This is a genomic window from Pseudomonas sp. THAF187a (assembly GCF_009363395.1).
Lineage (GTDB): Bacteria > Pseudomonadota > Gammaproteobacteria > Pseudomonadales > Pseudomonadaceae > Aquipseudomonas > Aquipseudomonas khazarica.
In genome coordinates, this window is sequence record NZ_CP045349.1 from 5,201,207 (window position 1) to 5,226,993 (window position 25,787).

Consider the following 25,787-nt stretch of genomic DNA (forward strand, 5'->3'; position numbering starts at 1 on the left):
AGGATGCCTGTGGGAGGGGCTTCAGCCGCGACAGTCGCCGCTGAAGCGCCTCCCACAGACGCGCCCCACGACCTTCTACGAGAACCCACATGCAATTCGCCAATCCCCAGGAAGCCCGCGACTTTCTAGATCGCCACCCCGAGGTGCGCAGCATCGAGCTGATGCTGATCGACGCCAATGGCATCCCCCGCGGCAAGCTGCTGCACCGCGACGAACTGCTGGCCATCTACGAGAATGGCCGGCCGCTGCCCAGTTCGATCCTGTCGCTGACCCTCCAGGGCGAGGACGTCGAGGCCAGCGGCCTGGTCTGGGAAGTGGCCGACGCCGACTGCTGGACCTACCCGCTGCCCGGCAGCCTGACCCTGCAACCCTGGCGCACCGTGCCCACCGGCCAGTTGCAGGTAAGCATGCACCCGACCCAGGGCCTGCCAGCCACGCCGGGCGATCCACGCCACGTGCTGGTGCGTGCCATCGACGCGCTCAAGGCCGAAGGCTATCACCCGGTGATGGCGGTGGAGCTGGAGTTCTACCTGCTGGACAAGCAGCGCGACGCCAATGGTCGCCCGCAGCCTGCCGTGCAGATGAACGGCGTGCGCCCACAGGCGCCACAGGTCTACGGCGTCTACGAGCTGGAACAGCTGCAGCCGTTCCTCGACGATCTCTATGCCGCCTGCGAGGCACAGGGCCTACCAGTGCGCACGGCAATCTCCGAATACGCGCCGGGCCAGCTCGAGCTGACCCTGGAGCACCGCTTCGACGCCCTGCAGGCGGTGGACGAGGGCGTGCGCTACAAGCGCCTGGTCAAGGGCGTGGCCAACAAACACGGCTTGCAGGCCTGCTTCATGGCCAAGCCCTTCGGCGACCTGGCCGGCAGCGGTCTGCATATGCACGTCTCGCTGGCCGACGAGAACGGCAACAACCTGATGGCCAGCGACGACCCGCAGGGTACGCCGCTGCTGCGCCACGCCATCGGCGGCATGATGGCCACGCTCGACGATGCGCTGGCGATCTTCTGCCCCAACGCCAACTCCTTCCGCCGTTTCCAGGCCAACAGCTATGCACCGCTGGCCAAGAGCTGGGGGGTGAACAACCGCACCGTGTCCTTCCGCGTGCCGGGCGGACCGGCCCACAGCCGTCATGTCGAACACCGCATCTGCGGCGCCGATGCCAACCCCTACCTGGCGGCGGCCGCGATTCTCGCCGGCATCCACAAGGGCATCCGCGAGCAGATCGATCCGGGGGCGGCCATCGTCGGCAACGGCTACGAACAGGCCCGCGAAACGCTGCCCACGGATTGGCTTACCGCCCTGCGCAACCTGGAAGGTTCAAGCTGGGCGTGCGAGGCGCTGGGCGAGGGCTTCCTCAAGGTTTTCCTCGCGATCAAATGGGCCGAGTACCGCCAGTTCATGGGCGAAGTGGGCGAACAGGACTGGCGCTGGTACCTGAGCCACGCCTGAGCCGGGCAGGTGGATGAACAAGCGTCACCCACCCGACTGCGCCATGTAGCCCGGATGAAATCCGGGGAAATTGCCGAACCAGCCCCCGGATTGCATCCGGGCTACGTCCGGCTCACAGCGACAGGCAGCGCGCCCCGTCTCGCACCGGCAAAGGTCCGGCAAAGCACAGCCGGTCACGCTCATCGAGCAGCGCCGGCTGGCCCGGATAGTAGGGGTTGTCGAAGGCATGCAACTGCTCGGCACTTGGCACACCTTGAGGCAGTTGAGACATCCCTTGCAGGAGACGGCGCTGGGCCTCAAGGTCCTGCACACGCACGGCATAGTCACGAAAGTCCGGTATGGCCACACCCAGCAGCACGTTACCCACGGGATTGCGCCGGCTCTTCTGCCACTGAGGTTCAGGCAATTGCTGAACCTTAGGGGCAAACTCCGCAGGCGGAAGCTGCGACAGCTCAGCCAGTGGCTGATAGAAACTCAGGCTGGCGTTGATGCTCATCTGCGGACGCAGCCCCCACCACATGAGCAGGCGCTCCTTCCAGTCCAGGTTGCTGCTGGGCTGGCTCTTGAACATCAGGGCCACACTCCGAAACTCATACTGCAGCGGCCTCAGCAAGCTGCGCTCGGCTTGATCGAATGCAGGCACGCTGCTCGGCGCGGGCATCAGCCCCTGGCGATAGAGCACGGCCTGCCAGCGCATGTTGCGCTCGACCATACGCACCATGATCATCTTCGCGATCAGCGTATCGGCGCGACGCATCTGCCCTCGCAGCAGCTGCAGCTCCTCATCCAGACGCACCCGAACCTGCTCACCTTCCCCCGCCTGAGCCGCCTTGAGCAGCTGCAGAGCCAGCAGCTGCTGGCCATTCACCAGGTAGTGGTAGGGCGGCAACGGGGCCATGATGCTGTCCTCCAGCAGATTGCGGTAGTCATCGAGCTGGAGGAACTGCCAGTAGCGCTCGCGCAGAAGACGCTGCTCATCCGTCTCCACCCAGCCAGACACGCCACTCAGCAGTGTGCTCAGACAGCCATCTTTCTCTATCGCACAGAACAATGGTCCATTCGCTATAGCCAACGTCGGGACCAGCGGCTCCGCAAAACCCTCATCCAACGGGCCGTGGCTGCTGCGCCAGGTGCGATAGGCCTGCAGCCGCTCGGCACCCAGTGCCTCTGGCGACTGCCCAGGATCGGCATCCAGACCATTGAGAAACACATAGGCCCGACTCTGCGCCGCATCGACCTGGGCCTGTTCGAGCCAGGTTTGGGCGTCGGCACTCAGCGGCTCATCCCGCATCCAGGCATAGCCACTCACGACCAGCAGCACCGGCAGACTCGCGAGCAGTGCAACGATCCCTCTGCGCATCATCGGCTCACCTTGATGTACCCGCCCGCCACGCTGATGCCCATGCCGCCGTAGTCCTGACAGCCCTCGTCGAACACCTCCAGCACGCGCAGGGCGATGCCTTCGCGCAGCAGCTGCACGGAGCAACCGGCGCCCAGCTGGGCGTCCTGCAGTGTCATCGCGGCGCCATCGCCGTGCAGGCGACCGTCCAGCTTGCCGATGGCTGCCGGGCCGTATTCCTCCACCCGCGCCCCGGCGCGCAGCGGCGAGAAGCGGGCGCGATAGCCGCCCTGCGGGTCGGCGCTGATCTGCAGCTCGCTCCACACCGCCTGGCCGCCGTAGCGCAGGTAGCGACCCTGGGGACTGGCGGCCAGCGCCTGGTAGTCCAGCGCCTCGGCCACCTTGCCCAGGTGCAGGCGGGTCGAGGCGCCGTTGAGCTGCCTGTCCAGGGCCACGCCCAACCAGGCCCGCGCCATGCCGGCATCGCCAGCGCGCAGGTTGGCCAGGATCAGGTTGTTCAGGGCCAGCTCCAACTGTGCCGAGTCACCCTGCTCGACGCGTCGTAACTGACGCTCGAACGCTTCGATGGCCGGCGCATACTGGCCGGCCTGGTAGGCGGCGGTGCCGCGCTGGTTGCACTGCACCACGGTGGCGCAGTCCTCGGTTGCCTGCGCACTGCCGGCGACGGCAAGCAACAGGGACAGGTACAGACGTTTCGAGCGGATTGGCATGGATGGCATCCTTGCAACAGGAAGTGGCGAGTCTAGTTTGAATCTTGCATCCCCAGGGCCGACGGGCCTTACTCTCAGCAGCCCCACACGCACTCGGAGCCATGATGGAAGCCGGAACCGCGCAACTGACGATGACCGTACTGATGACCCCGGACATGGCCAATTTCTCCGGCAATGTCCACGGCGGCACCCTGCTCAAGTACCTCGACGAGGTGGCCTACGCCTGTGCCAGCCGCTACGCGGGGCGCTACGTGGTGACCCTGTCCGTGGACCAGGTGATCTTCCGCGAGCCGGTACACGTCGGCGAGATGGTCACCTTCCTCGCCTCGGTCAACTACTGCGGGCGCACCTCGATGGAGATCGGCATCAAGGTGATCACCGAGAACATTCGCGAACGCTCGGTGCGCCACACCAACAGCTGTTTCTTCACCATGGTGGCGATGGACGACCAGGGACGCCCGGCAGCGGTGCCCGAACTGCAACCGGACACCCCGGATGGCCTGCGCCGTCAGCGCCAGGCCGCACAGCGCCGGCAGATCCGCGAGGAGCTGCAACTGCGCTACAAGGCACTGAGCGAGGAAAAGGCCTGAGCACGTTCTGCCAGAGGCCGCGCCCTCAGTCGTGGCCGATATAGAACAACAGTTCGCGGCGCTGCGGATGGTCCTTGAGCCACTCGCGAATCTCGTCGGCACGGGCAATCGCCTCCTCCCCCGCGATGCGCGTGAAGCGCTCGCGCCGCGCCTGCTCGCTGGCCTGCTGACGCACCTGGCGCTGCCAGGCCTCGGTGAAGATCGCCGGCATGCGGTGGCTCAGCTCCAGCGCCTTGAGCAGCTGCCACTCGCCGCTGTCGAGCCACGCCTCGTCACAGGTGCCGCAGAGGTCGAGGCGGTTGGCACGGGTACCGCTGATCTGAAACTTGCTCATCAGCTTGGCGCACTTGGGGCAGCTCAGGGCGTGGCTGGACTCGCCCACTTGTTCCTCGGCGGCCAGTGTCGCCACACCCTCCTGCTCCGGCTGGCGCTCGGCCCAGTCGCGGTAATGCAGCAGGCTGACCAGGGTGCCCGAGCACTGCGGGCAACCATGGCCCAGCAGGCCGTCTTCGAGTTTTGCCGGTTGCAGGCGGCTGGTACGGCAGGCGGGGCAGTGCATGGTGACGTCCTTTTCCAGTTGAATGCGCGCACGCTAATGCACAGCCGACACAAGGGCAAGTTGGTAGCTGAGAACTGCTTGGCGGATAGGCTAAGCTCTGTCTCCCGAAGTCGGAGTCACCATGATCAACCTGTTCGATGCATTCCTGTTGATACTGTTCGCCGCCGTCTGCGCCTGGCTGTGGCGCGGCCACGGCATTCGCGAGCGGGCCCTGCAACTGGCCAAGCAGCATTGCGCCAAGCTCGATGTGGAGCTGCTGGACGGTGCCGTGGCGCTGCGTCGCCTGGCCATCCAGCGCGACGCCAGGGGCCACCGCCGGCTGGCCCGGCTCTACGACTTCGAGTTCACCGTCACCGGCGAGCAGCGTCTGCGCGGGCAGATCAGCATGTTCGGCGCACACCTCGGGCGCATCGAGCTGGAGCCGCACCCGGTTCTGGAGCCGCAGCCCGAGCCGGTTTCGGTGCAGCATCCGGGCAACGTCATCCGCCTGGAAGACTGGCGCCGCAAGGCGCAGTAAGGCAGCGTGCAGCCTTGATCCCGGGCGCCGGCTTGCCAGCGATACTCTGCCACTCGATCGCCGGCAAGCCGGCTCCTACATGATGCGGAGCCCCATCAGCCGCGTTGCAGCAGGAAGTTCGCCACCCGTTCGGCACTGTCTGCCGGCTGTTCCTGCATGAAGCAGTGCCCGCCTGGCACCACCTGGCTGCGGACGTGGCCGTTGCCTGCGCACCAGCGCGCCACCGATTTCGCCACGAAGGGGTAGGTACGCGCGCCGTGGATCACCTGCGTCGGCGTCGAGATCTTGCCCAGCGACGGCCACAGCCGGCGTGGATAGGAGCCGAAGATGTCGGCTTCCCGGCTCGGCCGGCACTTGAGTTCGACGCCACCCTCGACATCCTTCAAGGCATGCTCGACGTAGGCGGCGAAGGCCGCTTCATCCCAGCCCTTGAACATGCCACGGCCGTGCAGGGCAGCATGGGCGCTGGCGCGGTCCGGCCATTGCCGGCGGCGCTTCTGCGCCCGCTTGGCCATCCCGGTGCGCTGCGCCAGACCAACCACGTCGGACAGCGCCATGACGCCGATCATCGCCGGGCTGAACAGCACCGGGTCGAGCAGCACGGCGCGCCGGAACAGCTCGGGATGGCGGGCCAGGATCAGGCTGGTGAGCACCCCGCCGAAGCTGTGCCCGACGGCAAAGCGCGCTACCTCGCCGAACGGGCCACGCAGGGCCTCGAATGCCTCCACCGCCAGCTCGGCGCTACGGTTCCAGCCGTGGAAGCGGCCGCCATGATCACTGTCGCCATGCCCCTGGGCGTCGCACAGCCAGAGGTCGAAGTCCTCCGCCAGCAGCGTCAGCATCGGCGTGTAGACCCGCCCGCAGTAGCCGTTGCCATGCAGGAAATGCAGCAGCGGCTTGCCCGACGGCGGGCTGTGCCAGCCGCGCAGGGTGAAACCGGCAGAAGTGGCGTGAGACCAGGACAGCAGTTGCATGAGGTTATCCACAGCGATGAAAGCGCGGCGAGTGTATCAGCCAGCCGGGTCGATCCGGCAGCGGGCGAACGCCGCCGTCAGTGCATCGGCGTCGTGCGCCTGCGCGAAGATCAGCTCCAGACGCGAGTCCTTGCGCCATTCGCTCGTCCCCCAGCCCTGCAGCGCCTGCCCCTGCACGGCATTGAGCGAACGCCAGCCGGCCGCGCCGTGCACCACCGCCTTGGCACGCCGCCAGTCCAGGCCCTGCAACCACTGCCCGAGCGACGCCAGGTCGAAGCGCTGGCTCGGGTGCCAGCGCCAGCCGATGCTCCAGCCTTCCGCCTGAGCCTGCACCTGGCAGATCGGCTCGGCCGCGTTGCGCCAGATCTGCGGCAGGCTCGCCGCACCTGTGGGTAACCCGGCGCCGACCCCGCCCGTTGCGGCCTGCGCCGCCACGCCCGGCAGCTCGGCCAGATCGAGTTGCCCATGCTCGCTCCACCGCAGTGGCACGGGTGGCAGCGCGGCGGCAATCCGCGCGCGGCTCGCCGCATCCAGCCCGGCACTCTTGTTCAGCAGCAGCAAGCCGGCATCCGCCAGGGCCTCACGCTGCACCTCCGGCAGCGCCTGGGCATCGAGCACCAGCAGCGCCGGTTGCACGGCCAGCACGCCGAGCCAGGGCGGCTGACGCAGCTGCGCCAGCAACTGCGCCGGGTGACCGAGGCCGGACGGCTCGATCAGCAGACGGTCGGGCCTGGCCTTGCGCAGCAGGCGGCCCAGGCCGACCTGAAACGGCGCGCCGTTGACGCAGCACAGGCAACCGCCCGCCACCTCGGCCATGGCGACCGCATCGTCGCCCTGCTCCAGCAGCGCAGCGTCCAGGCCGATCTGGCCGAATTCGTTGATCAGCACCGCCCAGCGTTCGTGCGCCGGCTTCTGCGCCAGCAGATGACGAATCAGGCTGGTCTTGCCTGCGCCCAGCGGGCCGGCGATCAGATGAGTGGGGATGTGAGTGAGCATGGGCCTATGGTCGGTGCTTCATGGCACAGACTGCAACGGGTCGGCGTGCTAGATTCGCGGACGGTTTTTCCCGGAGTCGAGCAGATGCGTGCATGGTTGTTGCTGTTTTCCCTACTGCCGGGCCTGGCGCTCGCCGAGGCCTGTATCGTGCGTAGCCAGGCGGAGCGCCTGGATGTGAAGGTGTGCCAGGAGAACCGCAATATCCCCTCCTCGCTGTTCCACGAGGGCTTTTGCCAGCCGCAGCTGAAGGGCCAGAAGGTCGAGGTGGAGTTCGTCGAGCAATGCCCGCAAGGCGCCTACGGGGTCTGCCAGAACGCGCTCGCCGGCAACGACCTGTACCAGCAGGACATCCACTACTACGGCGTGGCCAGCGATGCGCTGTACCTGGAGCCCGCTTGCACCAGCCAGTATCGCGGCAAGTGGATCAAGCCCTGACATCAAAGCGTCATCGAACAAGCGCCTAATAGCCACGGGTACCTCACGTAACCCTCATGTCGAGTCACGCGTCGACATGATCTCTTGGTGCTTGAAGCCGGGGCAGTCGCTCCGGCTTTTTTTTGCCCCACCGGTGTCTCCGGCACCTGGCCGACCAGCGACGTCCTTGGCATGGAGCGCTCGCCTCAGGCCAGCCAGTCCAGCGTCAGCAGCAGGCGTCGTTCGCCGGCCGGAGGCTGCGGCGAGCGGTGGATCAGGCCTTGCCCTTCGTTGCCCTGCCATTTCTCACCCTTGGCCAAGGCCACATGGCCAGCGCCCAGGCGGCGGATGCAGGCCTCATCCTGCGGCTCGGCAGCCGCCTGACCCAGCCGGCTGCGCGACATGTCTCCCTCCTCCAGCCACTCGCTGCCGACGCCGGCGTAGCTGGTGATCAGCCGCAGCGGCACATGATCGACGTGGAAGCGCGGGCACATGGCCTTGTCCAGCACCCGCAGGCGCAGGCCGATGCGCCGCGCATCGAGCAGGCAGGCATAGGCGCCCACCAGCCAGGCCACGTCGGCGAGGAAGGCGCTCTGCCCCGGCATGTCGGCGTACTGCGCCACCAGGCCGAACAGGTTCGGCTCGCTGTCCGGCTGCGCCAGCTCCAGCGTCATCGACTGCGCCAGCGGCTCGCCCTGGGCCAGCAAGGTCTCGGCGAACAGGCTGATCCGCGCCGGCAGCTGGCGCTGCCAGACCGCCAGATTGACGCCGTCGTGCAGCACCTCGCCAAGCACCTCGACACCTTCGCCCAGCACCTGCCGGGAGGCCTTCGGCAACTGCAGGGCGAACATCAGGCCGCCTCCTGCTGCCAGGGCCCGAACGGGTCGGCGAGCAGGCGCCAGGCCTCCGGGCCACCGGCCATCTCGGCGTCGCTCAGCAGGCAGTCGTCCAGCTCACGGCACAGGCGTGCGAAATCGATGTTCTGGCCGATGAACACCAGCTCCTGGCGGCAATCGCCGACCTCGGCGCTCCAGTGCTTCATGATGGCCTGCAGACCTTCTTCGTCCTGCGGCCAGTGCTGCCTGGGCACGAAACGCCACCAGCGCCCGGCCAGACCATGGCGCATCAGGCCGCCAGCCTGCGACCAGCTGCCCGCCTCCTGGTACTTGCTGGCCAGCCAGAAGAAGCCCTTCGAGCGCAGCAGGCGACCGTTGCTCCACTCGCGGCTGAGGAAGTCGAAGAAGCGCTGCGGGTGGAAGGGCCGCCGCGCGCGGTAGGCGCTGGAGGCGATACCGTATTCCTCGGTTTCCGGCACGTGCTCGCCGCGCAGCTCCTTGAGCCAGCCCGGCGCCTGCGAGGCGCGGTCGAAGTCGAAGCGGCCGGTGTCGAGGATCGTGTCCAGGGCGACCCGGCCCATGCTCATGACCTCGATCTCGGCATGGGTGTTGAGCCCACGCAGGATGGCCATCAGCTCCTCGCGCTCGGCCTGGCTGATCAGGTCGATCTTGCTGATGAGGATGACGTCGGCGAACTCCACCTGCTCGATCAGCAGGTCGGTGATCGAGCGCTCGTCCTCCTCACCCAGGGTTTCGCCACGGCTGGCCAGGCTGTCCGCCGCGTGGAAATCGCGCAGGAAGTTCACCCCGTCGACCACCGTGACCATGGTGTCGAGCCGGGCCAGGTCGGACAGGCTGCGCCCCTGCTCGTCGCGGAAGGTGAAGGTCTCGGCCACCGGCAGCGGCTCGCTGATGCCGGTGGACTCGATCAGCAGGTAGTCGAAGCGGCCCTCGCTGGCCAGGCGGCTGACCTCGTCGAGCAGGTCCTCGCGCAGCGTGCAGCAGATGCAGCCATTGCTCATCTCCACCAGCTTCTCTTCGGCGCGGTTGAGGCTGACGTCGCGCTGCACTTCGCTGCCGTCGATGTTGATTTCGCTCATGTCGTTGACGATCACCGCGACCTTGCGGCCTTCGCGGTTCTTCAGCACATGGTTGAGCAGGGTGCTCTTGCCGGCGCCGAGAAAGCCGGACAACACGGTAACGGGTAGACGCTGATGCATGGGGTGTTCCTCGTTCAGTCACGGTCACGCTGATGTTTTTCGCGCTGCTCCTGACGCTCCTTGGCTTCGATGCACAGGGTCGCGGTCGGGCGCAGCAGCAGGCGTTTCAGGCCGATGGGCTCGCCGGTTTCGGCGCACCAGCCGTATTCGCCACGGGCCAGGCGTTCGAGCGCCTGGTCGATCTTGTCCAGCAGCTTCTTTTCCCGTTCCAGCAGGCGCAGCTGCCATTGCCGCTGCTCCTCGGCGGCGCCGATGTCGGCGACGTCGCTGCTGCTGTCGGGTTCGCGCAACTGGGCGAATTCGTCGTCGATGCGCAGTTGCAGTTCGCTGCGCTGGCCCAGCAGCAACGCCCGGAAGAACTGTTGCTGGGCCTCGTTCATGTAGTCGTCGGCCGGCTGAGCGAGCAGCTCGACCTGGGTGGGCACGGTCAGGGTCATGGCAAATCGGCTAGCTTGTTTTGATTGTTATAACATAACATTAATTTCTGACAGCGACCCACGGATTTACGATGAACGAACAACCCCTGCCGGATATCGCCGCCCAAGCCACCCATCACGACCTGTCGCTGGACTGGGTCGGCATGGCCGGCATCGCCCTGCCGATCCGCCTGGCGGGCGAGGCGGTCACGGCCAGCGTCGACATCGGCGTCAGCCTCGACGATGCCGCAGCGCGTGGCATCCACATGTCGCGCCTGTACCTGGCGGCCCAGCGCCTGGTGCACCTCGAGCTGAAGGTGCCGGCCATCCTCCAGGTGCTGGATGACTGCCTGAGCAGCCACCAGGCGCTGTCCGACAGCGCCAGCCTGACCCTGCGCGGCGCGGTGCCGCTGAAGCGCCCGGCGCTGGTCAGCCCGCTGCACGGCTGGAAGGCCTACCCGTTCGAGATACGCGCCCGCCAGGACGGCCGCGGCCTGACCATCGAGCTGCAGGTCGAGGTCGAGTACTCCTCCACCTGCCCCTGTTCGGCGGCGCTGGCGCGGCAGTTGATCCAGCAGCGCTTCGCCTGGGACTTTCCCGACCGGCAGGCGGACTACCTGAACACGCTCGACTGGCTCGGCTCGACCCAGGGCATCGTCGCCACGCCGCACAGCCAGCGCAGCACGGCGACGCTGCAGCTGCGCCTGCACCCGGCATGCATCGAGCTGCCCTTGCTGGCGCTGATCGACAGCGCCGAGCAGGCCCTGGGCACACCGGTCCAGACGGCGGTGAAGCGTGCCGACGAACAGGCCTTCGCCCTGGCCAACGGGCAGAACCTGATGTTCTGCGAGGACGCCGCACGCCGCCTGCACCATGCGCTGGGCCAGTTGCCCGAGGTCAGCGCCTTCCGCCTCAGGGTGGTCCATGCGGAAAGCCTGCACGCCCACGACGCGGTGGCCGAAAGCCGCTGCAACTGGAGCTGACGCATGCCTGCCCAGCCCTTCTGGTTGCAACTGGAGTCGGCCCGCGCCGGTCACACCCGGTCGTTGCAGGCAACGCTGGACGCCATCGCCTGGAACGACGCCGGCCTGATCCCGGTGATTAGCCAGCGCCACGATGACGGCGAGGTGCTGATGCTGGCCTGGATGAATCGCGCCGCGCTGACGGAAACCCTGAGCAGCGGCCAGGTCTGCTACTGGTCGCGCTCGCGCCAGCGCCTGTGGCGCAAGGGCGAAACCAGCGGTCATCGCCAGCGCCTGCACAGCGCCCGCCTCGACTGCGATGGCGACGCCCTGCTGCTCAGGGTCGAACAGACCGGCCCGGCCTGCCATACCGGGCGCCCTGCCTGCTTCTACAACGAACTGGACGGCGAGCTGCTGCGCGTCGCCGTGAGCCGTCCGGGATGAAACGCATCGCCATCGCCCTGGTACACCTCTACCAGTACCTGCTCAGCCCCCTGCTCGGCCCGCGCTGCCGCTTTCATCCGAGCTGCTCGCACTACGCCATCGAGGCCCTGGAGAAACACGGTCTGCTGCGCGGCCTGTGGCTCAGCCTGCGCCGGCTGCTGCGCTGTCATCCCTGGCACCCGGGTGGCTACGACCCGGTGCCCGAACCCTCGCCCAAGGAACGCCCATGATCCGCAAGAACCCGTCCGGCCACCTGCCGCTCATCGCCGAGTCCGCCTATGTCGACAAGACTGCCATCATCTGCGGCAAGGTGATCATCGAGGACAACGTCTTCGTCGGTCCGTACGCGGTGATCCGCGCCGACGAGGTGGACGAGAGCGGCGACATGCAGCCGATCGTCATCGGCGCCAATTCCAACATCCAGGACGGCGTGGTGATCCACTCCAAGTCCGGTGCGGCGGTCACCATCGGCGAGCACAGCTCCATCGCCCACCGCTCGATCATCCACGGCCCGTGCCGGGTCGGGAACCGGGTGTTCATCGGCTTCAACAGCGTGCTGTTCAACTGCAGCGTCGGCGACGGCTGCGTGGTGCGGCACAACGCGGTGGTGGACGGCTGCGACCTGCCGGCGGGCTTCCACGTCACCTCCACCCAGCGCATCGGGCCGAAGACCGACCTCGCCAGCCTGCCCCGCGTCAGCGTCTCGGCCAGCGAGTTCTCGGAAGACGTGGCACGTACCAACATCGACCTGGTGCGGGGCTACAAGGCCCTGCAGAACGAGTTTTGAGCGTGCTGATCCGCAACGCCCGGCTGGTCAACGAAGGTCGTGTGTTCGAGGCCGACCTGCGCATCCGCCACGGGCGCATCGACGCCATCGCCAGCAGCCTCGCCCACCTCCCCGGCGAGGCCGTGCTCGACGCCGCCGGCCAGTACCTGCTGCCGGGCATGATCGACGACCAGGTGCACTTCCGCGACCCCGGCGCGCCGCACAAGGGCAGCTTCGCCAGCGAATCGCGCGCGGCGGTGGCCGGCGGCATCACCAGCGTCATGGACATGCCCAACACCCTGCCGCCGACCCTGACGCTGGAGGCGCTGGCGGCCAAGGAGCAGCGCGCTGCCCGCTGCTCGCGGGTCAACTACGGCTTTCACTTCGGCGTCAGTCACGACAACCTCGACACCGTTGCCGCGCTCGACCCTGACCGCGTGGCAGGGGTGAAGGTGTTCATGGGCGCCAGCACCGGCAACATGCTGGTCGACGACCTGCCTGCGCTGGAGCGCCTGTTCCGTGACTGTCCGACCCTGCTGCTGACGCATTGCGAACACACCCCGCGCATCCGTGAACGCGAGGCGAGGTGGCAGGCCAGGTACGGCGACGACATCCCCGCCGACCAGCACCCGGCGATCCGCGATGCCGAGGCCTGCTACCAGTCTTCCAGCCTGGCGGTGAGCCTGGCCCGCCGCCATGGCACGCGCCTGCACGTGCTGCACATCAGCACGGCACGCGAACTCGAGCTGTTCATGCCCGGCCCGGCGGCCAGCAAACGGATCACCGCCGAGGTCTGCGCCCACCACCTGTACTTCGACGACAGCGACTACGCCGCCCTCGGCCACCTGATCAAGTGCAACCCGGCGATCAAGCAGCGCGCCGATCGCGACGCCCTGCGCCAGGCCCTGCTCTGTGGACGCCTGGACATCATCGGCACCGACCACGCGCCGCACAGCCTGGAGGAGAAGCGACGTCCCTACCGGCAGGCGCCGGCCGGCCTGCCGCTGGTGCAGCACGCCCTGCCGGCACTGCTGGAGCTGGTGGCCGACGACCTGCTGCCACTGCCGCTGCTGGTGGAAAAGACCAGCCACGCCGTGGCCGAGCGCTTCGCCATCGAACAGCGCGGCTACCTGCGCGAAGGCTACTGGGCCGACCTGACCCTGGTGGAGCGTCTGGCCGAACCCTGCCCGGTAGCGCAGCAGCCGATCCTCGCCCATTGCGGCTGGACACCCTTCCAGGGCCGCAGCTTCCGCCATGCCGTGCGCAGCACCTTGGTGTCCGGGCAGCTGGCCTGGCACGCCGGCCAGGTGCAGGACGACTGCCAGGGCCTGCCGCTGCGCTACCGACGCGCCTGAGTTACCAGCCGCCGCCTCCGCCGCCGCCAGCCCCTCCGCCGGAGGAGCCGCCGCCATGGGAGGCGGACGAGCCGGAACCGCTGTCGTCGCTGCTGGAGCCGGAGAAGCTGTCGACCGATCTCGGCGCCTCGGGTGGCACGGACGCCGTCATCAGCATCCGGTCGAGGTTCCAGGCCAGCGTCATCGCCTCACCCGAGGTCATCAGTTGCGTGAAGCCCTGTGGCTGGTAGTCCACCTCCACCGGCGCCAGCGTGCCCTTGCGCAGCTCGGCGGTGAAGCGCTGGGTCCACTGCCGCTCGACCCCCAGGGCCATGGCGTAGGGCAGATGCCGCTCGTACAGCGCGATGCTCATCACCGGAGCCTGGCCCGCCTTGTCCAGCACGTCCCTCTCGGCCAGGCTCAGGTAGTTGCGGTAGCCCTCCAGCTCATCGAGCAGGCGCCGTCCGGCGATGGTGGGCGAGCGCATGAGCTTGCGTGCCACGGCGACGATGGCGAACAGTGCCAGACACTGCAGCACGGCATCGCCGCCCACCAGGCCTGCGGCCAGGCCCAGACACGCCAGGGCGAACAGCAGCAGCGGGAGTCCGGTCCCGATCATCCCGTGGGTCAGGCAGTAGAGCGTCCCGGCCCCCAGCAGCATTCCCAGCAGCATCAGCCAGACGGCGTTGTTCGCAGCCTCCGCGTCGCCCGTGGACGTCACCAACAGCGCGATCCCCGTCACCAGGGCGAAGAAGGCACCGAACAGCCAGTGCCCGGTAGCATTGCTGAAGTTGTTCCGCTCGATCCCTTTGACGCTCTTCAGCAGCACCTCCAGGGCGTTCGCCAGACGCGGTTCGTAGCGCCCGCCCAGGGTCAGCGAGCCGCCCTCCCGCGTGATCAGGGCATTGAGCACGCGCCGCTCCTCCTCGCGTATGGCATCCCCGTCCACCTCGCCCCGCGTCAGCACCAGGCCGCTGGTGTCGCGTTGCAGGCTGAGCCAGCCGCGAATGGCCAGGTCGGTGAACATGATGCTCAGCGCCCGCACGCCCTTGCGGTCATGCTTCAGGCCACGGCGCCACACATACCCGGCCATCAGCGGACTGACGCCACGTGGCAGCTCGAACAGCGGGATCACCAGGCCCTTGGCCGGCCCGCGTCCCTTCGCCCACCAGATCAGTGCGTAGAACAGCAGCAACCCGCTGAAAGCGGCCACCAGCAGAATGCGCCGCAGGTTGTCGGCGAGCAGCACCAGCAGCTCGTCCCACCAGCCGGGGCGAGTGACCAGCCCCGCCTGCCAGGCCAGGGCGACGGTAAAACCTTCACGCGCATCCAGCTCGCGCGTGGTCGCCAGGCGCAGGCGGTTCCCCTGCTGCTCGAGCACCTCGTAGGCCCCTTCACGCGAACCCCGGTAGCCGGTGTAGCCATGTGCCGCCTGGATCTGCGCGCCCTCCGGCAGCAGTACCTCGACGCTGGCGTGGCGGATCGGCAGCGACCAGTCATTGCCGGTCACGTTCCAGTAGAGTTCATCGACGCTGGCGTGATGCAGCAGCTGCGCATTCATCCGGTAGGTCAGTTCGTAGACATGAGGCCCAGACTCGAGCCGCACATCGGCGCTGCCCAGACGCAGACGCAGGGCATGCTCGAGGCGCTGCTCGGTGACGCTTTCCGGACGCCCGTCACGCGTGGCCGATATCAGCGTCAGCGGCGTGCTGCGCAACAGGCCGTTGCCCAGGCGATAGCGGACGGGAATGTCACGGTAGATACCACGGACGATCATCTTGCCCTCGGCCATCACCGCGATGCGCTCGGTCACCAGCACCTCGCCACTCGGCTCGACCTGCATGCGCACGTCATAGGCCTGAATCGCCTCCTCGGCACGCAGGCCGAACGCACAGAAACAGCACAGCCACAACAGCACCCGCAGTCTTCCTGACATGACACTCTCCTCGATGCGCGTACCTGCGCAGCCATCTCTCGGGCAAATCGGAGCGGCACCCTACCCGAGCGCCCCGGCGAGAAAAAGCGAATACCGCACAGGTGCAGGATATTCGCCGGCACGGCGACGGCGTGCTACCAGCCGCCGCCTCCACCGCCACCGCCGCCGCCACCGGAGGAGCCGCCACCGGAAGAACCACCCGAGGAGCCGCCCGACGAACTGCTCGACGGTGGCGTCGAGGCCAGGGCGGCCACACTGCTCAGGCCCGTGGCCAGGGCACTGCTCATGACCTGCGCCGAGCTGAAACGGCGACGGCTTTCATACCAGTCCGGCTGGTAATCACGCAGCTGCGGATCGATCAGGCCACTGGCCAGCGCCTCGCTGAAACGCGCGCTCCATTTGTCCTCCACGCCCAGGGCCATGGCGTAAGGCAGATGGCGCTCGTACAGCGCGATGCTCATCGCCGGGGCATCAGCGGCCAGCGCCAGGACGTCGCGCTCGGCCAGTTGCAGGTAGTCACGGTAGCCTTCGAGGCCGTCCAGCAGACGGCGCCCGAGCAGCGTCGGCGCCGGCAGCAGGATGTAGGACACCACCAGCAGCAACAGATACAGCGCGATCAGCAGAATGGCCGCCCAGGACGTCACCTCGGCGATCATCAGCAGGCCCATCGGAACCGGCCAGAAGAACATCAGTGCGCCGAAGCCCACGCCGAGCTTCTTGCCGAACGACGGCTGGTGCAGCGCCAGCGTGAACATGATCAGCGACGCCACGGCGAAGGCCAGGCTGAACGCCAGCCCGACCAGCGCCATGGGCCAGTCGTCGTCGCCCCTGGCGTCGACCAGCAGCATCGTCAGGCACGCCAGCAAGGCCCAGAACAGGCCCAGTGTCCAGATCCCACGGTTGTTGCTGAACCAGGCCTTGCCCTGTTTGCTCAGGTGTTCACCGAGGCCACCGAGGGCGTCGGCCATGCGCGGCTCGTACTTGCTGCCGACCTGCAACGAGGCATCCGCCTTATCGGCAGGCAGCAGGCGTTCGAGCACGTCGGCGTCGAGCGCCGTCAGCTCACCATGTGCCTCGGTGCTGCGGCTCAGGATGAAGCCACTGCGCGGCCGGTCCTTGATCAGCAGGTGCTTGCCGATGGCCATGTCGGTAAGCCATACGCCGAAGGCGTGCGCCGCCGAGAAATCCCCTCGCAGGCCGCGGTGCCAGAGGTAGCCCACCTGCACCGCCGTCATGTTCTGCGGCGCCTCGAACAGGGGAATGATCACGCCCTTGCGCGGATCTCGCCCGACGCGACACCAGGCGATCAGGTAGAACAGCGCGAGCCCGACCAGCAACGCCGCGCCGAGGGCCAGGCCCAGATTGTCACGCAGCAACTGGGCGGCACGTTGCATGGCCGTGGGCCGTGGCACCAGGCCCGCCTGCCAGTCCACCGCGACCGTCAGGCCGTGATAGGCCGGCAATTGCCCGGTAGTGGCCAGGCTCACGAAGTCGTCACTGCGCAGCAGTACCTCATAGTCCTGCCCCTGCGCGCCAGAGGCCCCCGTGTAGGCCGCCAGCTGGCCGATCCGCGCCCCGGCGGGCAGGCGCACCTCGACCGAGGCACGGCGAATGGGAAAGACCCAGCCGTTGCCGGTGACGTTCCAGTACAGCTCATCGCGATCGGCGTGATGCAGCAGGGCGCGCGCCACCCGGTAGCGCAGCTCGTAGCGATAGCGCCCAGGCTCGAGCAGCACCGACGACGAGCCGAGGTAGTAGCGCACCCAGGCGCCGTTGCGTTCGCTGTGCACCGACTCGGGCTGGCCATCGCGGGTCACCCCCAGCAGGGTGATCGGGCTGGTCTCCCGCAGGCCCGCCGGCAACGCATAGCTGACCGGCAGATCGCGGTAGATGCCACGCTGGATGTCCTGCCCCTCGGCACGCACGAGGATGCGCTCGGTGACCAGCAGGTTGCCATCGCTCTCGACCTGCAGGGTCACGGCGAAGTGTTCGATCGCTTCCTCCGCCAGTGCCAGACCGGGCAGCAGGCAGGCCACCAGCAACAGGCCACGTAGCCATCCTTGCATGTTCAGAACTCCATCTTCGGTGACTCGGCGTCACCCGGATCATCCAGGCTGAAGTACTCGGCCTGCTCGAAGGCGAACGCCCGTGCCACCAGGTTGCTCGGCACCGACTCGACCAGCACGTTCAGTTCGCGCACCGCACCATTGTAGTAACGCCGGGCCATCTGGATATGGTTCTCGACCTCGCTGATCGAGCCCTGCAGCTCGCGAAAGCGCTGGTCCGCCTTGAGCTCCGGGTAATCCTCCACCAGCAGGAACAGCTGACGCAGCTGGCTGCCCAGTTGCGCCTCCACCGGCGCCCGCTGGCCCAGCGGCGAATCCCTCAGCTGCTCCGCGCGCTGCCGCTCACGCACCAGCCGCTCCAGCGTCTGCTGCTCGTAGCCCAGGTACTGCCGCACGCACTCCACCAGCGCCGGGATCAGGCTGGAGCGCCGTTTGAGCTGCACATCGATGCCGCTCGCGGCCTCGGCCACGCGGTGGCGATTGAACACCAGGCGGTTGTAGTAAAAGACCGTCGCACCGGCCAGCACCAGCAGCGCGCCGACGCCCCACCATAAACCCGAACCCTGCATAGCTTCTCCTTGTTCAGCCTGTTGTGACGGCGACTGTCCTCATCGCGACACCCCGGGGGGACATCCCGGCGCGATGCTCGTATCCTGTAATGCCAGCCAACCCGCGAGGCCCGCATGCAGATCGAGCTGATCGAGATACGCGATCACCTGAATCGCTTCGCCCCCTTCGACAATCTGCCGGAGCAGACCCTCGACGATATCGCCCGGCAAGTGCAAGTAGGCTACTTCAAGGCCGGCAGCGAAATCCTCGTCGCTGGCGAACCGATTCACGAACTGCACTATGTACGCAGCGGCGCGGTGGAGATCCACCGGCGCAGTGGCGAACTGCACAATCGCCTGACCGAAGGCGACCTCTTCGGCCAGGCCGGCCTGCTGCGTGGCAACAAGGTACGCCTGGCCGCCAGGGCGCTGGAAGACAGCCTGATCTATTTCATCCCCGGCCCGCTGTTCCAGCAGCTGTGCGACCAGTTCGACAGCTTCGCCGATTTCGTCGAGGCCGAAGGCCAGTCGCGGCTCAAGTCGGCCCTGGAAGACAGCCACGGCAAGGCCAGCGAGCTGATGAAGATCAAGGTGCGCAAACTGATCGGCCGGGCGCCGGTCAGCGTGCCGCTGGACATGCCCGTGCAGCAGGTGGCGCAGGTGATGAGCGAGCAGAGCGTGTCCTCGGTGATCATCGTCAACCCCGGCCGGCGCTGGCCCAACCCGGCGCAGGTGCAGGTCGCCGACCAGCAGACCCAGGTGATGGCGGGCATCCTCACCGACCGCGACCTGCGCGTGCGCGTCCTCGCCGAAGGGCTGCCCGGCGACACCCCGGTCAGCCAGGTGATGACACCCGGCCCGGTCACCGTGCAGGCCGACGAGTCGGTGTTCGAGGCCATGCTGTGCATGCTGCGCAACAACATCCACCACCTGCCGGTGCTGCAACGCCGGCGCCCGGTGGGCATGATCTCCCTCGCCGACGTCATCCGCTACGAATCGCGCAGCAGCCTGTACCTGGTCAACAGCATCTTCAACAAGGACTCCGTGGACGGCCTCAAGGGCCTGCTGCCGGACCTGCACGCCACCTTCGTGCGCATGGTCGCCGACGATGCCAGCGCACACATGGTGGGCCGCGCCATGAGCAGCATCGGTCGTGCCTTCACCCGCCGCCTGCTGGTGCTCGCCGAGGAGAACCTGGGGCCGCCGCCGGTGCCCTACTGCTTCATGATCGCCGGCTCGATGGCGCGCGACGAACAGCTGCTGCTCACTGACCAGGACAACGCCCTGGTACTCGACGACAGCTTCGACCCGGAACAGCACGACGCCTACTTCGCCGAACTGGCGCAGTTCGTCAGCAACGGCCTGGCCGCCTGCGGCTACGCCTACTGCAAGGGCGGCATCATGGCCAGCAACCCCAAGTGGCGCCAGCCGCTGAAGGTCTGGCGCGGCTACTTCACGCGCTGGATCGAGCAGCCCAACCCCGAGACCCTGCTCAACAGCAGCATCTTCTTCGACCTCGACGGTGTGTACGGCAAGACCGCGCTGGTGGAGAACCTCAAGGAGCTGCTGGCGGAAAAGGCCAGCGGCACTCCGGCATTCCTTGCCGCCCTGGCGCGCAACGCCCTCAACCGCACGCCGCCGCTGGGCTTCTTCCGCACCTTCGTGATGGAAACCGACGGCCGCCAGAAGAACATCATCAACCTCAAGGGACGCGGCACCGCGCCGCTCACCGACCTGATCCGCGTGCACGCCCTGGCCTGCGGCTCCAAGGCGCAGAACTCGCTGGAGCGCCTCGACGCCATCGCCGCCACCAAGCTGCTGCCCAAGGAAGCCCTGGATCACCTGCGCTACGCCTTCGAGTTCCTCAGCCTGGTGCGCATCCGCCACCAGGCGCGCGAGGTGGAAGCCGGCAACCCGCCGGACAACTACGTCGAGCCGGAGCAGTTCAGCTCCAGCGAACGCCACCACCTCAAGGAAGCCTTCCAGGTGGTGAGCAACGCGCAGAAGTTCCTGCGCTTCCGCTACCCGGCCCAACCGCTGACCCGTCCGCAATGAGTGCCGATCACAACCCGGACTGGCCGCAGCGCTTCGCCGAACTCGCCGCCAGCAGTCAGGACGAACGCCTGCGCGCCTACTACGCGGCCGGCTGCATCACCGCCGATACGCCCCTGGCCGAGGCGCCGCTGGTGGCGCTGGACGTGGAAACCACCGGCCTCGATCCGCGCGAACATGCCATCGTCAGCCTCGGCCTGGTGCCGCTGGACCTGCAGCGCATCCGCTGCGCCGAGGCGCGCTACTGGGTGGTCAAACCCACCAGCGAGCTGAGCGCCGAGTCGGTCACCTTCCACCACATCACCCATTCCGACATCCGCCACGCACCGCGCCTGGCCCATGTGCTGGAGGAACTGCTGGAGGCCCTGGCGGGCAAGGTGGTGGTGGCGCACTACCGCAACATCGAGCGCAACTTCCTCGACCAGGCCCTGCGCGAGCACCTGGGCGAGGGGCTGCTCTTCCCCATCATCGACACCATGGAGCTGGAAGCGCGCCTGCATCCCAAGCGCACGGTCAGCTGGTGGGACCGCCTGCGCGGCCGCGAACCGCTGTCCATCCGCCTGGCCGACAGCCGCCTGCGCTACGGCCTGCCGCTGTACAGCGCCCACCACGCCCTGACCGACGCCCTCGCCTGCGGCGAACTGCTGCAGGCCCAGGTGGCCAGGCACTACCCGGCGCATACGCCGGTGGGCGCGCTGTGGAGCTGAAGCCGCTCCTACGGGCCCGTCGTGTCGGCCGCGTAGGGTGGATAACGCGAAGCTTATCCACCGCCAGGCGAGCGGATGGCGAAGATATGGCCGGCGGAGCGCCATCTGCTCAACGCCGCAGAAGCATCGCGGCTGAAGCCGCTCCTACGGGAGTGGTGGCGCGAGCAAGTAGCCTGGCGTGAGGATCATCCATTCAGGACAACGCAGATACACACCCATGAATCGCCGCAAGAAGATCAAGCAACTACTCGAAGCCCACGCCAGGAAGGCCAACGCCAAGCTCGCGCCCAAGAGCAACAAACCCAAGTACATCAGCAAGGCCGAAAGAGCGAAGCTGGCGGCTGAGGCCGTTCAAGAGAGCGTCACGCCCGCTGAGTAAGACGCGGAACGGATGACGCGGACAGGGAACATCGCGGCTGAAGCCGCTCCTACAGGTCAGCCGCGTAGGGTGGATAACGCGAAGCTTATCCACCACCAGGCGAGCGGATGGCCAAGATATGGCTGGGCTCAACGCCGCAAAAGCATCGCGGCCAAAGCCCCCCACAGGGCGCTGTGGCACTAACCCAGCACCTTGTCTGCCGTGTACACCGCCTCGTCGAGAAACGCGTTGACCGCCGGATGGTCGCGTTCGCCCTTGCGATAGGCGAGGAACACGCCGCGCTGGATGTCGGGCAGCAGGGGCACGGCGGTGACACCGGGCAGCGGGCGGACCAGGCGCAGGCCGGAGACGATGGAGATGGAGTTGCCGGAAGCGACCATCGCCGCGACCATCTCGAAACCGGCGCAGTGCGCATTGATGCGCGGCGCGAAGCCCGAGCGGCGACACAGGTTGGTGATGAATTCGCCGAACGAGCTGCCGGTGGAGTCCAGCGCCCAGGCCTCCTCGCGCAGGTCGGCGATGGTCAGGCTGGCGTGCCTGGCCAGGGCGTGGTCGATGGGCAGCAGCACGTGCAGCAGGTCCTGGGTCAGCGGAATCAGCGCGTAGTGCTCGCGGTTCTCGTCCGGGGTCACGGCCAGATCGTCGATCACCGCCACGTCGATCTGCCAGGCGCCCAGGGCACTGAGGCTTTCCTGCGGTTCCAGCTCCAGCACCACCACGTTCAACCGGGGATAGCTGCTGCGCAGGGCGCGCACGGTTTCCGCGATCACCGCCACGGAGATCGACGCGAAGGCCGCCACGCGCAGTTCGCCGGCCACTTCGCCGCGCAGCAGCGCCAGCTCCGAGCGGGCTTCGTCGAGCACCATGAGGATGCGCTCGGCATGCGCCACCAGGCGCTCGCCGGCCGGCGTCAGCACGACACCGCGCCCACGCCGCTCGATCAGCGCGACATCCACCTCGCGTTCGAGCAAGGCGACCTGTTGCGACACGGCCGACGGCGTCAGGTGCAACGACTCGGCAGCGGCCGCCATGGTGCGGCAACGGGCCAGTTCACGCAGGGTGCGCAGGCGGGTGATGTCCATGGCAGGATCTCAATAGTTAAGAATTGCTAACGAATATATTAAAAATAAATCAGTATACATAATGATAAAGCCGTTCTTAGATAGGGTTGCCCACACGCGCGGAACCGGGCGCGTGTCCACTCACCCAGAAGAAGAACCTCGCCATGGCTATCAGCGTTTTCGACCTGTTCAAAGTCGGCATCGGCCCGTCCAGTTCCCACACCGTCGGCCCGATGCGCGCGGCCGCCCTGTTCACCCACGCCCTGGAAAACCACGGCCACATGCCGCAGGTGACCCGTGTCGTCGCCGAGCTGTACGGCTCGCTGGGCGCCACCGGCAAGGGCCACGGCAGTGACAAGGCGGTCCTGCTCGGCCTCAGCGGCCATGAGCCGGATACCGTCAATGTCGACCAGGTCCCCGAGTACATCGACACCATCCGCCGCGACAAGCGCATCGTCCTGGCCGGCAAGCACGCCGTCGCCTTCGACGAGAAGGCCGACCTGAAGATGTTCCGCAAGGCGCTGCCGCTGCACGCCAACGGCCTGCGCTTCGCCGCCTTCGACGGCGCAGGCATCCAGGTGCATGAGGCCACCTATTACTCGGTGGGTGGCGGCTTCGTGGTCAGCGAGGCGATTCTCGCCGATGGCTCCAAGCACAAGGTCATCGCCCCGGACGCCACGGCCCTGCCGCTGCCGTTTCGCAGCGGCGCCGACCTGCTGCGCCTGAGCCGCGAGCACGGCATCGGCATCGCCGAGGTGATGCGCCGCAACGAACGCCACTGGCGCAGCGACGAAGAGACCGACGCCGGCCTGCTGGAAATCTGGAAGGTGATGCAGGCCTGCGTGGAGCGCGGCTGCCGCACCGAAGGCATCCTGCCGGGCGGCTTCAAGGTGCGCCGGCGCGCGGCGATCCTGGCGCGCAAGCTGGGCGGCTTCCAGCGCAGCTACATGGAAGATCCGCTGCGCATGCTCGACTGGGTCAACCTCTGGGCCCTGGCCGTGAACGAGGAGAACGCCGCCGGTGGCCGCGTGGTCACCGCGCCGACCAACGGCGCCGCCGGCATCATTCCGGCGGTGCTGCACTACTACGCCAACGCCATCTCCGGCGCCAGCGAACGCGGCATCATCGACTTCCTGCTCACCGCTGGCGCCATCGGCATCCTGTACAAGGAGAACGCCTCGATCAGCGGCGCCGAAGTGGGTTGCCAGGGTGAAGTCGGCGTGGCCTGTTCGATGGCAGCCGGCGCGCTGTGCGCGGTACTCGGCGGCACCCCGGAGCAGGTCGAGAACGCCGCCGAGATCGGCATGGAGCACCACCTGGGCCTGACCTGCGACCCGGTCGGCGGCCTGGTGCAGATTCCCTGCATCGAGCGCAACGCCATCGCCTCGGTGAAGGCGATCAACGCCGCGCGCATGGCGCTGTACGGCGACGGCGCGCACTACGTGAGCCTGGACAAGGTGATCAAGACCATGCGCGAGACCGGTGCCGACATGCTGACCAAGTACAAGGAAACCGCCCGTGGCGGCCTGGCGGTGAACATCATCGAATGCTGATGTTCGACCGCTAGACGCGAAAACGCCGCGAACTTGCAAAGGTTCGCGGCGTTTTCGTTGCTGCCGGGGAAGCCCTCTCCAGTATCGGAAGAGGGCCAGCAGCCGCTCAGCGCGGCTCGCTGCTCAGCCCCTTGATGATCGCCACGCAGCCGACCAGCAGCACCACGGTGAACGGCAGGCCGGTCGACACCGCCATCGCCTGCAGGGCCACCAGGCCACCGCCAAGCAGCAGCGCGACGGCCAGGGCGCCTTCCATGATCACCCAGAACATCTTCTGCGAGACCGGTGCGTTGATCTTGCCGCCGGCGGTGATGGTGTCGATCACCAGCGAGCCGGAGTCCGACGAGGTGATGAAGAACAGCACCACCAGGACGATCGCGGCGAACGAGCTGATGGCGCTGATCGGCAGCTGATCGAGCATGACGAACATCTTCAGCTCCAGGGCCGCCTGCTGCAGTTCGGTGAGGCCGCCGAGGGCCTGGTGCAGCGCGGTCCCGCCGAAGGTGCTCATCCAGATCACCGACACCAGCGACGGCACCAGCAGCACCGCCGTGAGGAATTCACGCACGGTGCGGCCACGGCTGACCCGCGCGATGAACATGCCCACGAACGGCGACCAGCTGATCCACCAGGCCCAGTAGAACGCCGTCCAGCCCTGGCTGAAGTTGGCGTCCTCGCGCCCGACCGGGTTGGACAGCGCCGGCAGGTACTGCAGGTAGGCACCCAGGTTGTCCAGCACGCCGGTCAGCAGCAGGGCGGTCGGCCCGGCGAGCAGCACGAACAGCAGCAGCGCCAGGGCCAGGCCCATGTTGATCTCCGACAGGCGCTTGACCCCCTTGTCCACGCCGGTCAGCACCGAGCACAGGGCGATCAGGGTGATCACCGTGATCAGCAACACCTTGGTGGTGGTGTCGGCCGGCAGGCCGAACAGCGCGTGCAGGCCCGCAGTGGCCTGCTCGGCGCCCAGGCCCAGCGAGGTGACCAGGCCGAACAGGGTGGCGAACACCGCGAGGATGTCGATCAGGTGGCCCGGCCAGCCCCAGACGCGCTCACCGAGCAGCGGGAAGAAGATCGAGCGGAACGACAGCGGCAGGCCCTTGTTGAAGGCGAACAGGCCCAGCGCCAGGGCGACGATGGCATACACCGCCCAGGGGTGCAGGCCCCAGTGGAAGATGGTGGTGGCCATGCTCAGGCGCGCCGCCTCGGCGGAGTCGCCCGCAGCGGCACCCAGCGGCGCCCAGTCGGTGCGCACGCCGTTGGCGTCCACGCTGATGCCGCCCAGGGCCGTGCCGTAGTGCGACATCGGCTCGGCCACGCCGTAGAACATCAGGCCGATGCCCATGCCGGCGGCGAACAGCATGGCGAACCAGGAGAAGTACGAGTAATCGGGGCGCGCCAGCGTACCGCCGAGGCGCACCTTGCCCAGCGGCGACACGATCAGCCCCAGGCACAGCAGCACGAAGATGTTGGCCGAGCCGATGAAGAACCACGACAGGTGCACCGTCAGCCAGTCACGCACGGCCTTGAACAGCGGCTCGATCTGGTCGTGCATGGCCAGCGCCAGCGCGACGAAGATGAACGCGGTCACCGCCGAGATCAGGAAGACCACGCCATGGATGTCGAGATTGACCAGGTAGCGGCCACGGATGTTGTCCTGGCCGACCACGTAGTCGGTGTCGATGAGGGTGACGGCCCCACTCGGGGCGGGAATGCCGTCTGCGGATGAGTCGTTGTTGCGGGGTACGGGGCCTTGGCTCAAGGGGCTGCTCCTTCTTTTTCTAGGGCGCGCGCAGGGGCTGCGAATCGCGGAAGCCGACGCTAGCAGAAGGAAAAAACGGCCTGCACCGCTGGAACGCCGCGGGTTTTCCCATTAACGACCCGTTACCCGGGGAACGAAAAAGCGCGCCCGAAGGCGCGCTTTTGGCAACGG

General features: G+C 67.4%; 26 protein-coding genes. 13 read left to right on the forward strand and 13 right to left on the reverse strand.

Features of this window, described 5'->3' with window-relative positions:
- Positions 1-89 precede the first annotated feature (89 nt).
- Positions 90-1,457, forward strand: a complete 1,368-nt coding sequence (locus FIV02_RS24290; protein ID WP_152490021.1) for a glutamine synthetase family protein — start codon at positions 90-92, stop codon at positions 1,455-1,457.
- A 112-nt stretch (positions 1,458-1,569) separates the two neighbouring features.
- Here FIV02_RS24290 and FIV02_RS24295 read toward each other — a convergent pair whose 3' ends face one another.
- Complete coding sequence (locus FIV02_RS24295; RefSeq protein WP_152490022.1) at positions 1,570-2,817, reverse strand: hypothetical protein; 1,248 nt, start codon at positions 2,815-2,817, stop codon at positions 1,570-1,572.
- Positions 2,817-3,527: a tetratricopeptide repeat protein gene (locus FIV02_RS24300; protein WP_152490023.1), complete on the reverse strand. Its 711-nt coding sequence runs from the start codon at positions 3,525-3,527 to the stop codon at positions 2,817-2,819. The genes FIV02_RS24295 and FIV02_RS24300 overlap by 1 nt, the downstream gene beginning before the upstream one ends.
- Before the next feature lie 104 nt (positions 3,528-3,631).
- Here FIV02_RS24300 and FIV02_RS24305 point away from each other — a divergent pair, with 104 nt between their 5' ends.
- Positions 3,632-4,117, forward strand: a complete 486-nt coding sequence (locus tag FIV02_RS24305) for an acyl-CoA thioesterase (protein WP_037055566.1) — start codon at positions 3,632-3,634, stop codon at positions 4,115-4,117.
- Positions 4,118-4,142: 25 nt separating this feature from the next.
- Here FIV02_RS24305 and FIV02_RS24310 read toward each other — a convergent pair whose 3' ends face one another.
- Positions 4,143-4,676: a zf-TFIIB domain-containing protein gene (locus tag FIV02_RS24310; protein ID WP_047584225.1), complete on the reverse strand. Its 534-nt coding sequence runs from the start codon at positions 4,674-4,676 to the stop codon at positions 4,143-4,145.
- 121 nt (positions 4,677-4,797) lie between these two features.
- On the opposite strand from FIV02_RS24310, the gene FIV02_RS24315 reads away from it, so the two are divergent.
- Complete coding sequence (locus tag FIV02_RS24315; protein ID WP_037055569.1) at positions 4,798-5,193, forward strand: DUF3301 domain-containing protein; 396 nt, start codon at positions 4,798-4,800, stop codon at positions 5,191-5,193.
- A gap of 95 nt (positions 5,194-5,288) precedes the next feature.
- On the opposite strand, the gene FIV02_RS24320 is transcribed toward FIV02_RS24315, so the two are convergent.
- Together FIV02_RS24320 and FIV02_RS24325 are read right to left on the reverse strand one after the other, a co-directional pair.
- A complete protein-coding gene (locus FIV02_RS24320) occupies positions 5,289-6,167 on the reverse strand; it encodes an alpha/beta fold hydrolase (RefSeq protein WP_037055571.1) in 879 nt (292 codons plus the stop codon).
- Positions 6,168-6,203: 36 nt separating this feature from the next.
- Positions 6,204-7,163 (reverse strand): GTP-binding protein, encoded by a 960-nt coding sequence (locus FIV02_RS24325; RefSeq protein WP_152490024.1) that lies wholly within the window; start codon positions 7,161-7,163, stop codon positions 6,204-6,206.
- A gap of 84 nt (positions 7,164-7,247) precedes the next feature.
- On the opposite strand from FIV02_RS24325, the gene FIV02_RS24330 reads away from it, so the two are divergent.
- Complete coding sequence (locus FIV02_RS24330; RefSeq protein WP_037055574.1) at positions 7,248-7,598, forward strand: hypothetical protein; 351 nt, start codon at positions 7,248-7,250, stop codon at positions 7,596-7,598.
- A gap of 185 nt (positions 7,599-7,783) precedes the next feature.
- On the opposite strand, the gene FIV02_RS24335 is transcribed toward FIV02_RS24330, so the two are convergent.
- Genes FIV02_RS24335 through dksA form a run of 3 tightly spaced genes read right to left on the reverse strand, consistent with a single transcriptional unit; the run spans position 7,784 to position 10,070 of the window.
- Positions 7,784-8,428 (reverse strand): DUF1826 domain-containing protein, encoded by a 645-nt coding sequence (locus FIV02_RS24335; RefSeq protein WP_152490025.1) that lies wholly within the window; start codon positions 8,426-8,428, stop codon positions 7,784-7,786.
- On the reverse strand, positions 8,428-9,633 hold the full coding sequence (gene zigA, locus FIV02_RS24340; RefSeq protein WP_037055578.1) for a zinc metallochaperone GTPase ZigA: 1,206 nt from the start codon (positions 9,631-9,633) through the stop codon (positions 8,428-8,430). The genes FIV02_RS24335 and zigA overlap by 1 nt, the downstream gene beginning before the upstream one ends.
- Before the next feature lie 14 nt (positions 9,634-9,647).
- On the reverse strand, positions 9,648-10,070 hold the full coding sequence (dksA, locus tag FIV02_RS24345; RefSeq protein WP_037055581.1) for an RNA polymerase-binding protein DksA: 423 nt from the start codon (positions 10,068-10,070) through the stop codon (positions 9,648-9,650).
- Between the two features lie 71 nt (positions 10,071-10,141).
- Here dksA and folE2 point away from each other — a divergent pair, with 71 nt between their 5' ends.
- The 5 genes from folE2 to FIV02_RS24370 are packed head-to-tail and all read left to right on the forward strand — an operon-like array spanning position 10,142 to position 13,576.
- The gene (gene folE2 / locus FIV02_RS24350; RefSeq protein WP_152490026.1) at positions 10,142-11,032 is read left to right on the forward strand and encodes a GTP cyclohydrolase FolE2; all 891 of its coding nucleotides are present in this window, start codon (positions 10,142-10,144) and stop codon (positions 11,030-11,032) included.
- A 3-nt stretch (positions 11,033-11,035) separates the two neighbouring features.
- Complete coding sequence (hisI, locus tag FIV02_RS24355; protein ID WP_152490027.1) at positions 11,036-11,455, forward strand: phosphoribosyl-AMP cyclohydrolase; 420 nt, start codon at positions 11,036-11,038, stop codon at positions 11,453-11,455.
- A complete protein-coding gene (yidD, locus tag FIV02_RS24360; protein ID WP_037055587.1) occupies positions 11,452-11,685 on the forward strand; it encodes a membrane protein insertion efficiency factor YidD in 234 nt (77 codons plus the stop codon). Before hisI ends, yidD begins: the two co-directional genes overlap by 4 nt.
- Complete coding sequence (locus tag FIV02_RS24365) at positions 11,682-12,242, forward strand: DapH/DapD/GlmU-related protein (protein ID WP_037055589.1); 561 nt, start codon at positions 11,682-11,684, stop codon at positions 12,240-12,242. The genes yidD and FIV02_RS24365 overlap by 4 nt, the downstream gene beginning before the upstream one ends.
- Entirely contained in the window at positions 12,239-13,576 is a 1,338-nt protein-coding gene (locus FIV02_RS24370; RefSeq protein ID WP_152490028.1) for a dihydroorotase, read from the forward strand. Before FIV02_RS24365 ends, FIV02_RS24370 begins: the two co-directional genes overlap by 4 nt.
- A 1-nt stretch (position 13,577) precedes the next feature.
- Here the strand turns inward: FIV02_RS24370 and FIV02_RS24375 are convergent, their stop codons facing one another.
- From FIV02_RS24375 to FIV02_RS24385, 3 genes are all read right to left on the reverse strand, one after another.
- Entirely contained in the window at positions 13,578-15,491 is a 1,914-nt protein-coding gene (locus tag FIV02_RS24375) for a DUF2207 domain-containing protein (protein WP_152490029.1), read from the reverse strand.
- Between the two features lie 134 nt (positions 15,492-15,625).
- Positions 15,626-17,557 (reverse strand): DUF2207 domain-containing protein, encoded by a 1,932-nt coding sequence (locus FIV02_RS24380; protein WP_152490030.1) that lies wholly within the window; start codon positions 17,555-17,557, stop codon positions 15,626-15,628.
- A 2-nt stretch (positions 17,558-17,559) separates the two neighbouring features.
- Positions 17,560-18,126, reverse strand: a complete 567-nt coding sequence (locus FIV02_RS24385) for a LemA family protein (RefSeq protein WP_037055598.1) — start codon at positions 18,124-18,126, stop codon at positions 17,560-17,562.
- A 114-nt stretch (positions 18,127-18,240) separates the two neighbouring features.
- On the opposite strand from FIV02_RS24385, the gene FIV02_RS24390 reads away from it, so the two are divergent.
- The 3 genes from FIV02_RS24390 to FIV02_RS24400 all read left to right on the forward strand — a co-directional run bounded on the left by FIV02_RS24390 (position 18,241) and on the right by FIV02_RS24400 (position 21,243).
- Positions 18,241-20,160, forward strand: a complete 1,920-nt coding sequence (locus tag FIV02_RS24390) for a DUF294 nucleotidyltransferase-like domain-containing protein (RefSeq protein ID WP_152490031.1) — start codon at positions 18,241-18,243, stop codon at positions 20,158-20,160.
- Positions 20,157-20,864, forward strand: coding sequence for a 3'-5' exonuclease (locus FIV02_RS24395; protein ID WP_037055601.1), 708 nt, complete (start codon positions 20,157-20,159; stop codon positions 20,862-20,864). Before FIV02_RS24390 ends, FIV02_RS24395 begins: the two co-directional genes overlap by 4 nt.
- Before the next feature lie 217 nt (positions 20,865-21,081).
- A complete protein-coding gene (locus FIV02_RS24400) occupies positions 21,082-21,243 on the forward strand; it encodes a DUF2986 domain-containing protein (RefSeq protein ID WP_152490032.1) in 162 nt (53 codons plus the stop codon).
- Between the two features lie 179 nt (positions 21,244-21,422).
- On the opposite strand, the gene FIV02_RS24405 is transcribed toward FIV02_RS24400, so the two are convergent.
- Positions 21,423-22,325, reverse strand: coding sequence for a LysR family transcriptional regulator (locus FIV02_RS24405; RefSeq protein WP_037057521.1), 903 nt, complete (start codon positions 22,323-22,325; stop codon positions 21,423-21,425).
- A gap of 143 nt (positions 22,326-22,468) precedes the next feature.
- On the opposite strand from FIV02_RS24405, the gene FIV02_RS24410 reads away from it, so the two are divergent.
- Entirely contained in the window at positions 22,469-23,857 is a 1,389-nt protein-coding gene (locus FIV02_RS24410; protein ID WP_047588376.1) for an L-serine ammonia-lyase, read from the forward strand.
- Positions 23,858-23,963: 106 nt separating this feature from the next.
- Here FIV02_RS24410 and FIV02_RS24415 read toward each other — a convergent pair whose 3' ends face one another.
- Positions 23,964-25,616 carry a BCCT family transporter gene (locus tag FIV02_RS24415; RefSeq protein WP_152490033.1) on the reverse strand — a complete coding sequence of 551 codons (1,653 nt, stop codon included), beginning with the start codon at positions 25,614-25,616 and terminating at the stop codon, positions 23,964-23,966.
- Positions 25,617-25,787: the final 171 nt, after the last annotated feature.

Bases quoted from the DNA above. Each gene is read 5' to 3' on its own strand.
- FIV02_RS24390 (WP_152490031.1), top strand. From the start codon at position 18,241: ATGCAGATCGAGCTGATCGAGATACGCGATCACCTGAATCGCTTCGCC.
- hisI (WP_152490027.1), top strand. From the start codon at position 11,036: ATGCCTGCCCAGCCCTTCTGGTTGCAACTGGAGTCGGCCCGCGCCGGT.
- dksA (WP_037055581.1), bottom strand. From the start codon at position 10,070: ATGACCCTGACCGTGCCCACCCAGGTCGAGCTGCTCGCTCAGCCGGCC.
- FIV02_RS24290 (WP_152490021.1), top strand. From the start codon at position 90: ATGCAATTCGCCAATCCCCAGGAAGCCCGCGACTTTCTAGATCGCCAC.
- folE2 (WP_152490026.1), top strand. From the start codon at position 10,142: ATGAACGAACAACCCCTGCCGGATATCGCCGCCCAAGCCACCCATCAC.
- FIV02_RS24405 (WP_037057521.1), bottom strand. From the start codon at position 22,325: ATGGACATCACCCGCCTGCGCACCCTGCGTGAACTGGCCCGTTGCCGC.
- FIV02_RS24305 (WP_037055566.1), top strand. From the start codon at position 3,632: ATGGAAGCCGGAACCGCGCAACTGACGATGACCGTACTGATGACCCCG.
- FIV02_RS24295 (WP_152490022.1), bottom strand. From the start codon at position 2,817: ATGCGCAGAGGGATCGTTGCACTGCTCGCGAGTCTGCCGGTGCTGCTG.
- zigA (WP_037055578.1), bottom strand. From the start codon at position 9,633: ATGCATCAGCGTCTACCCGTTACCGTGTTGTCCGGCTTTCTCGGCGCC.
- FIV02_RS24330 (WP_037055574.1), top strand. From the start codon at position 7,248: ATGCGTGCATGGTTGTTGCTGTTTTCCCTACTGCCGGGCCTGGCGCTC.
- FIV02_RS24385 (WP_037055598.1), bottom strand. From the start codon at position 18,126: ATGCAGGGTTCGGGTTTATGGTGGGGCGTCGGCGCGCTGCTGGTGCTG.
- FIV02_RS24310 (WP_047584225.1), bottom strand. From the start codon at position 4,676: ATGCACTGCCCCGCCTGCCGTACCAGCCGCCTGCAACCGGCAAAACTC.
- FIV02_RS24410 (WP_047588376.1), top strand. From the start codon at position 22,469: ATGGCTATCAGCGTTTTCGACCTGTTCAAAGTCGGCATCGGCCCGTCC.
- FIV02_RS24395 (WP_037055601.1), top strand. From the start codon at position 20,157: ATGAGTGCCGATCACAACCCGGACTGGCCGCAGCGCTTCGCCGAACTC.
- FIV02_RS24320 (WP_037055571.1), bottom strand. From the start codon at position 6,167: ATGCAACTGCTGTCCTGGTCTCACGCCACTTCTGCCGGTTTCACCCTG.
- FIV02_RS24400 (WP_152490032.1), top strand. From the start codon at position 21,082: ATGAATCGCCGCAAGAAGATCAAGCAACTACTCGAAGCCCACGCCAGG.
- FIV02_RS24325 (WP_152490024.1), bottom strand. From the start codon at position 7,163: ATGCTCACTCACATCCCCACTCATCTGATCGCCGGCCCGCTGGGCGCA.
- FIV02_RS24375 (WP_152490029.1), bottom strand. From the start codon at position 15,491: ATGTCAGGAAGACTGCGGGTGCTGTTGTGGCTGTGCTGTTTCTGTGCG.
- FIV02_RS24365 (WP_037055589.1), top strand. From the start codon at position 11,682: ATGATCCGCAAGAACCCGTCCGGCCACCTGCCGCTCATCGCCGAGTCC.
- yidD (WP_037055587.1), top strand. From the start codon at position 11,452: ATGAAACGCATCGCCATCGCCCTGGTACACCTCTACCAGTACCTGCTC.
- FIV02_RS24315 (WP_037055569.1), top strand. From the start codon at position 4,798: ATGATCAACCTGTTCGATGCATTCCTGTTGATACTGTTCGCCGCCGTC.
- FIV02_RS24380 (WP_152490030.1), bottom strand. From the start codon at position 17,557: ATGCAAGGATGGCTACGTGGCCTGTTGCTGGTGGCCTGCCTGCTGCCC.
- FIV02_RS24335 (WP_152490025.1), bottom strand. From the start codon at position 8,428: ATGTTCGCCCTGCAGTTGCCGAAGGCCTCCCGGCAGGTGCTGGGCGAA.
- FIV02_RS24300 (WP_152490023.1), bottom strand. From the start codon at position 3,527: ATGCCAATCCGCTCGAAACGTCTGTACCTGTCCCTGTTGCTTGCCGTC.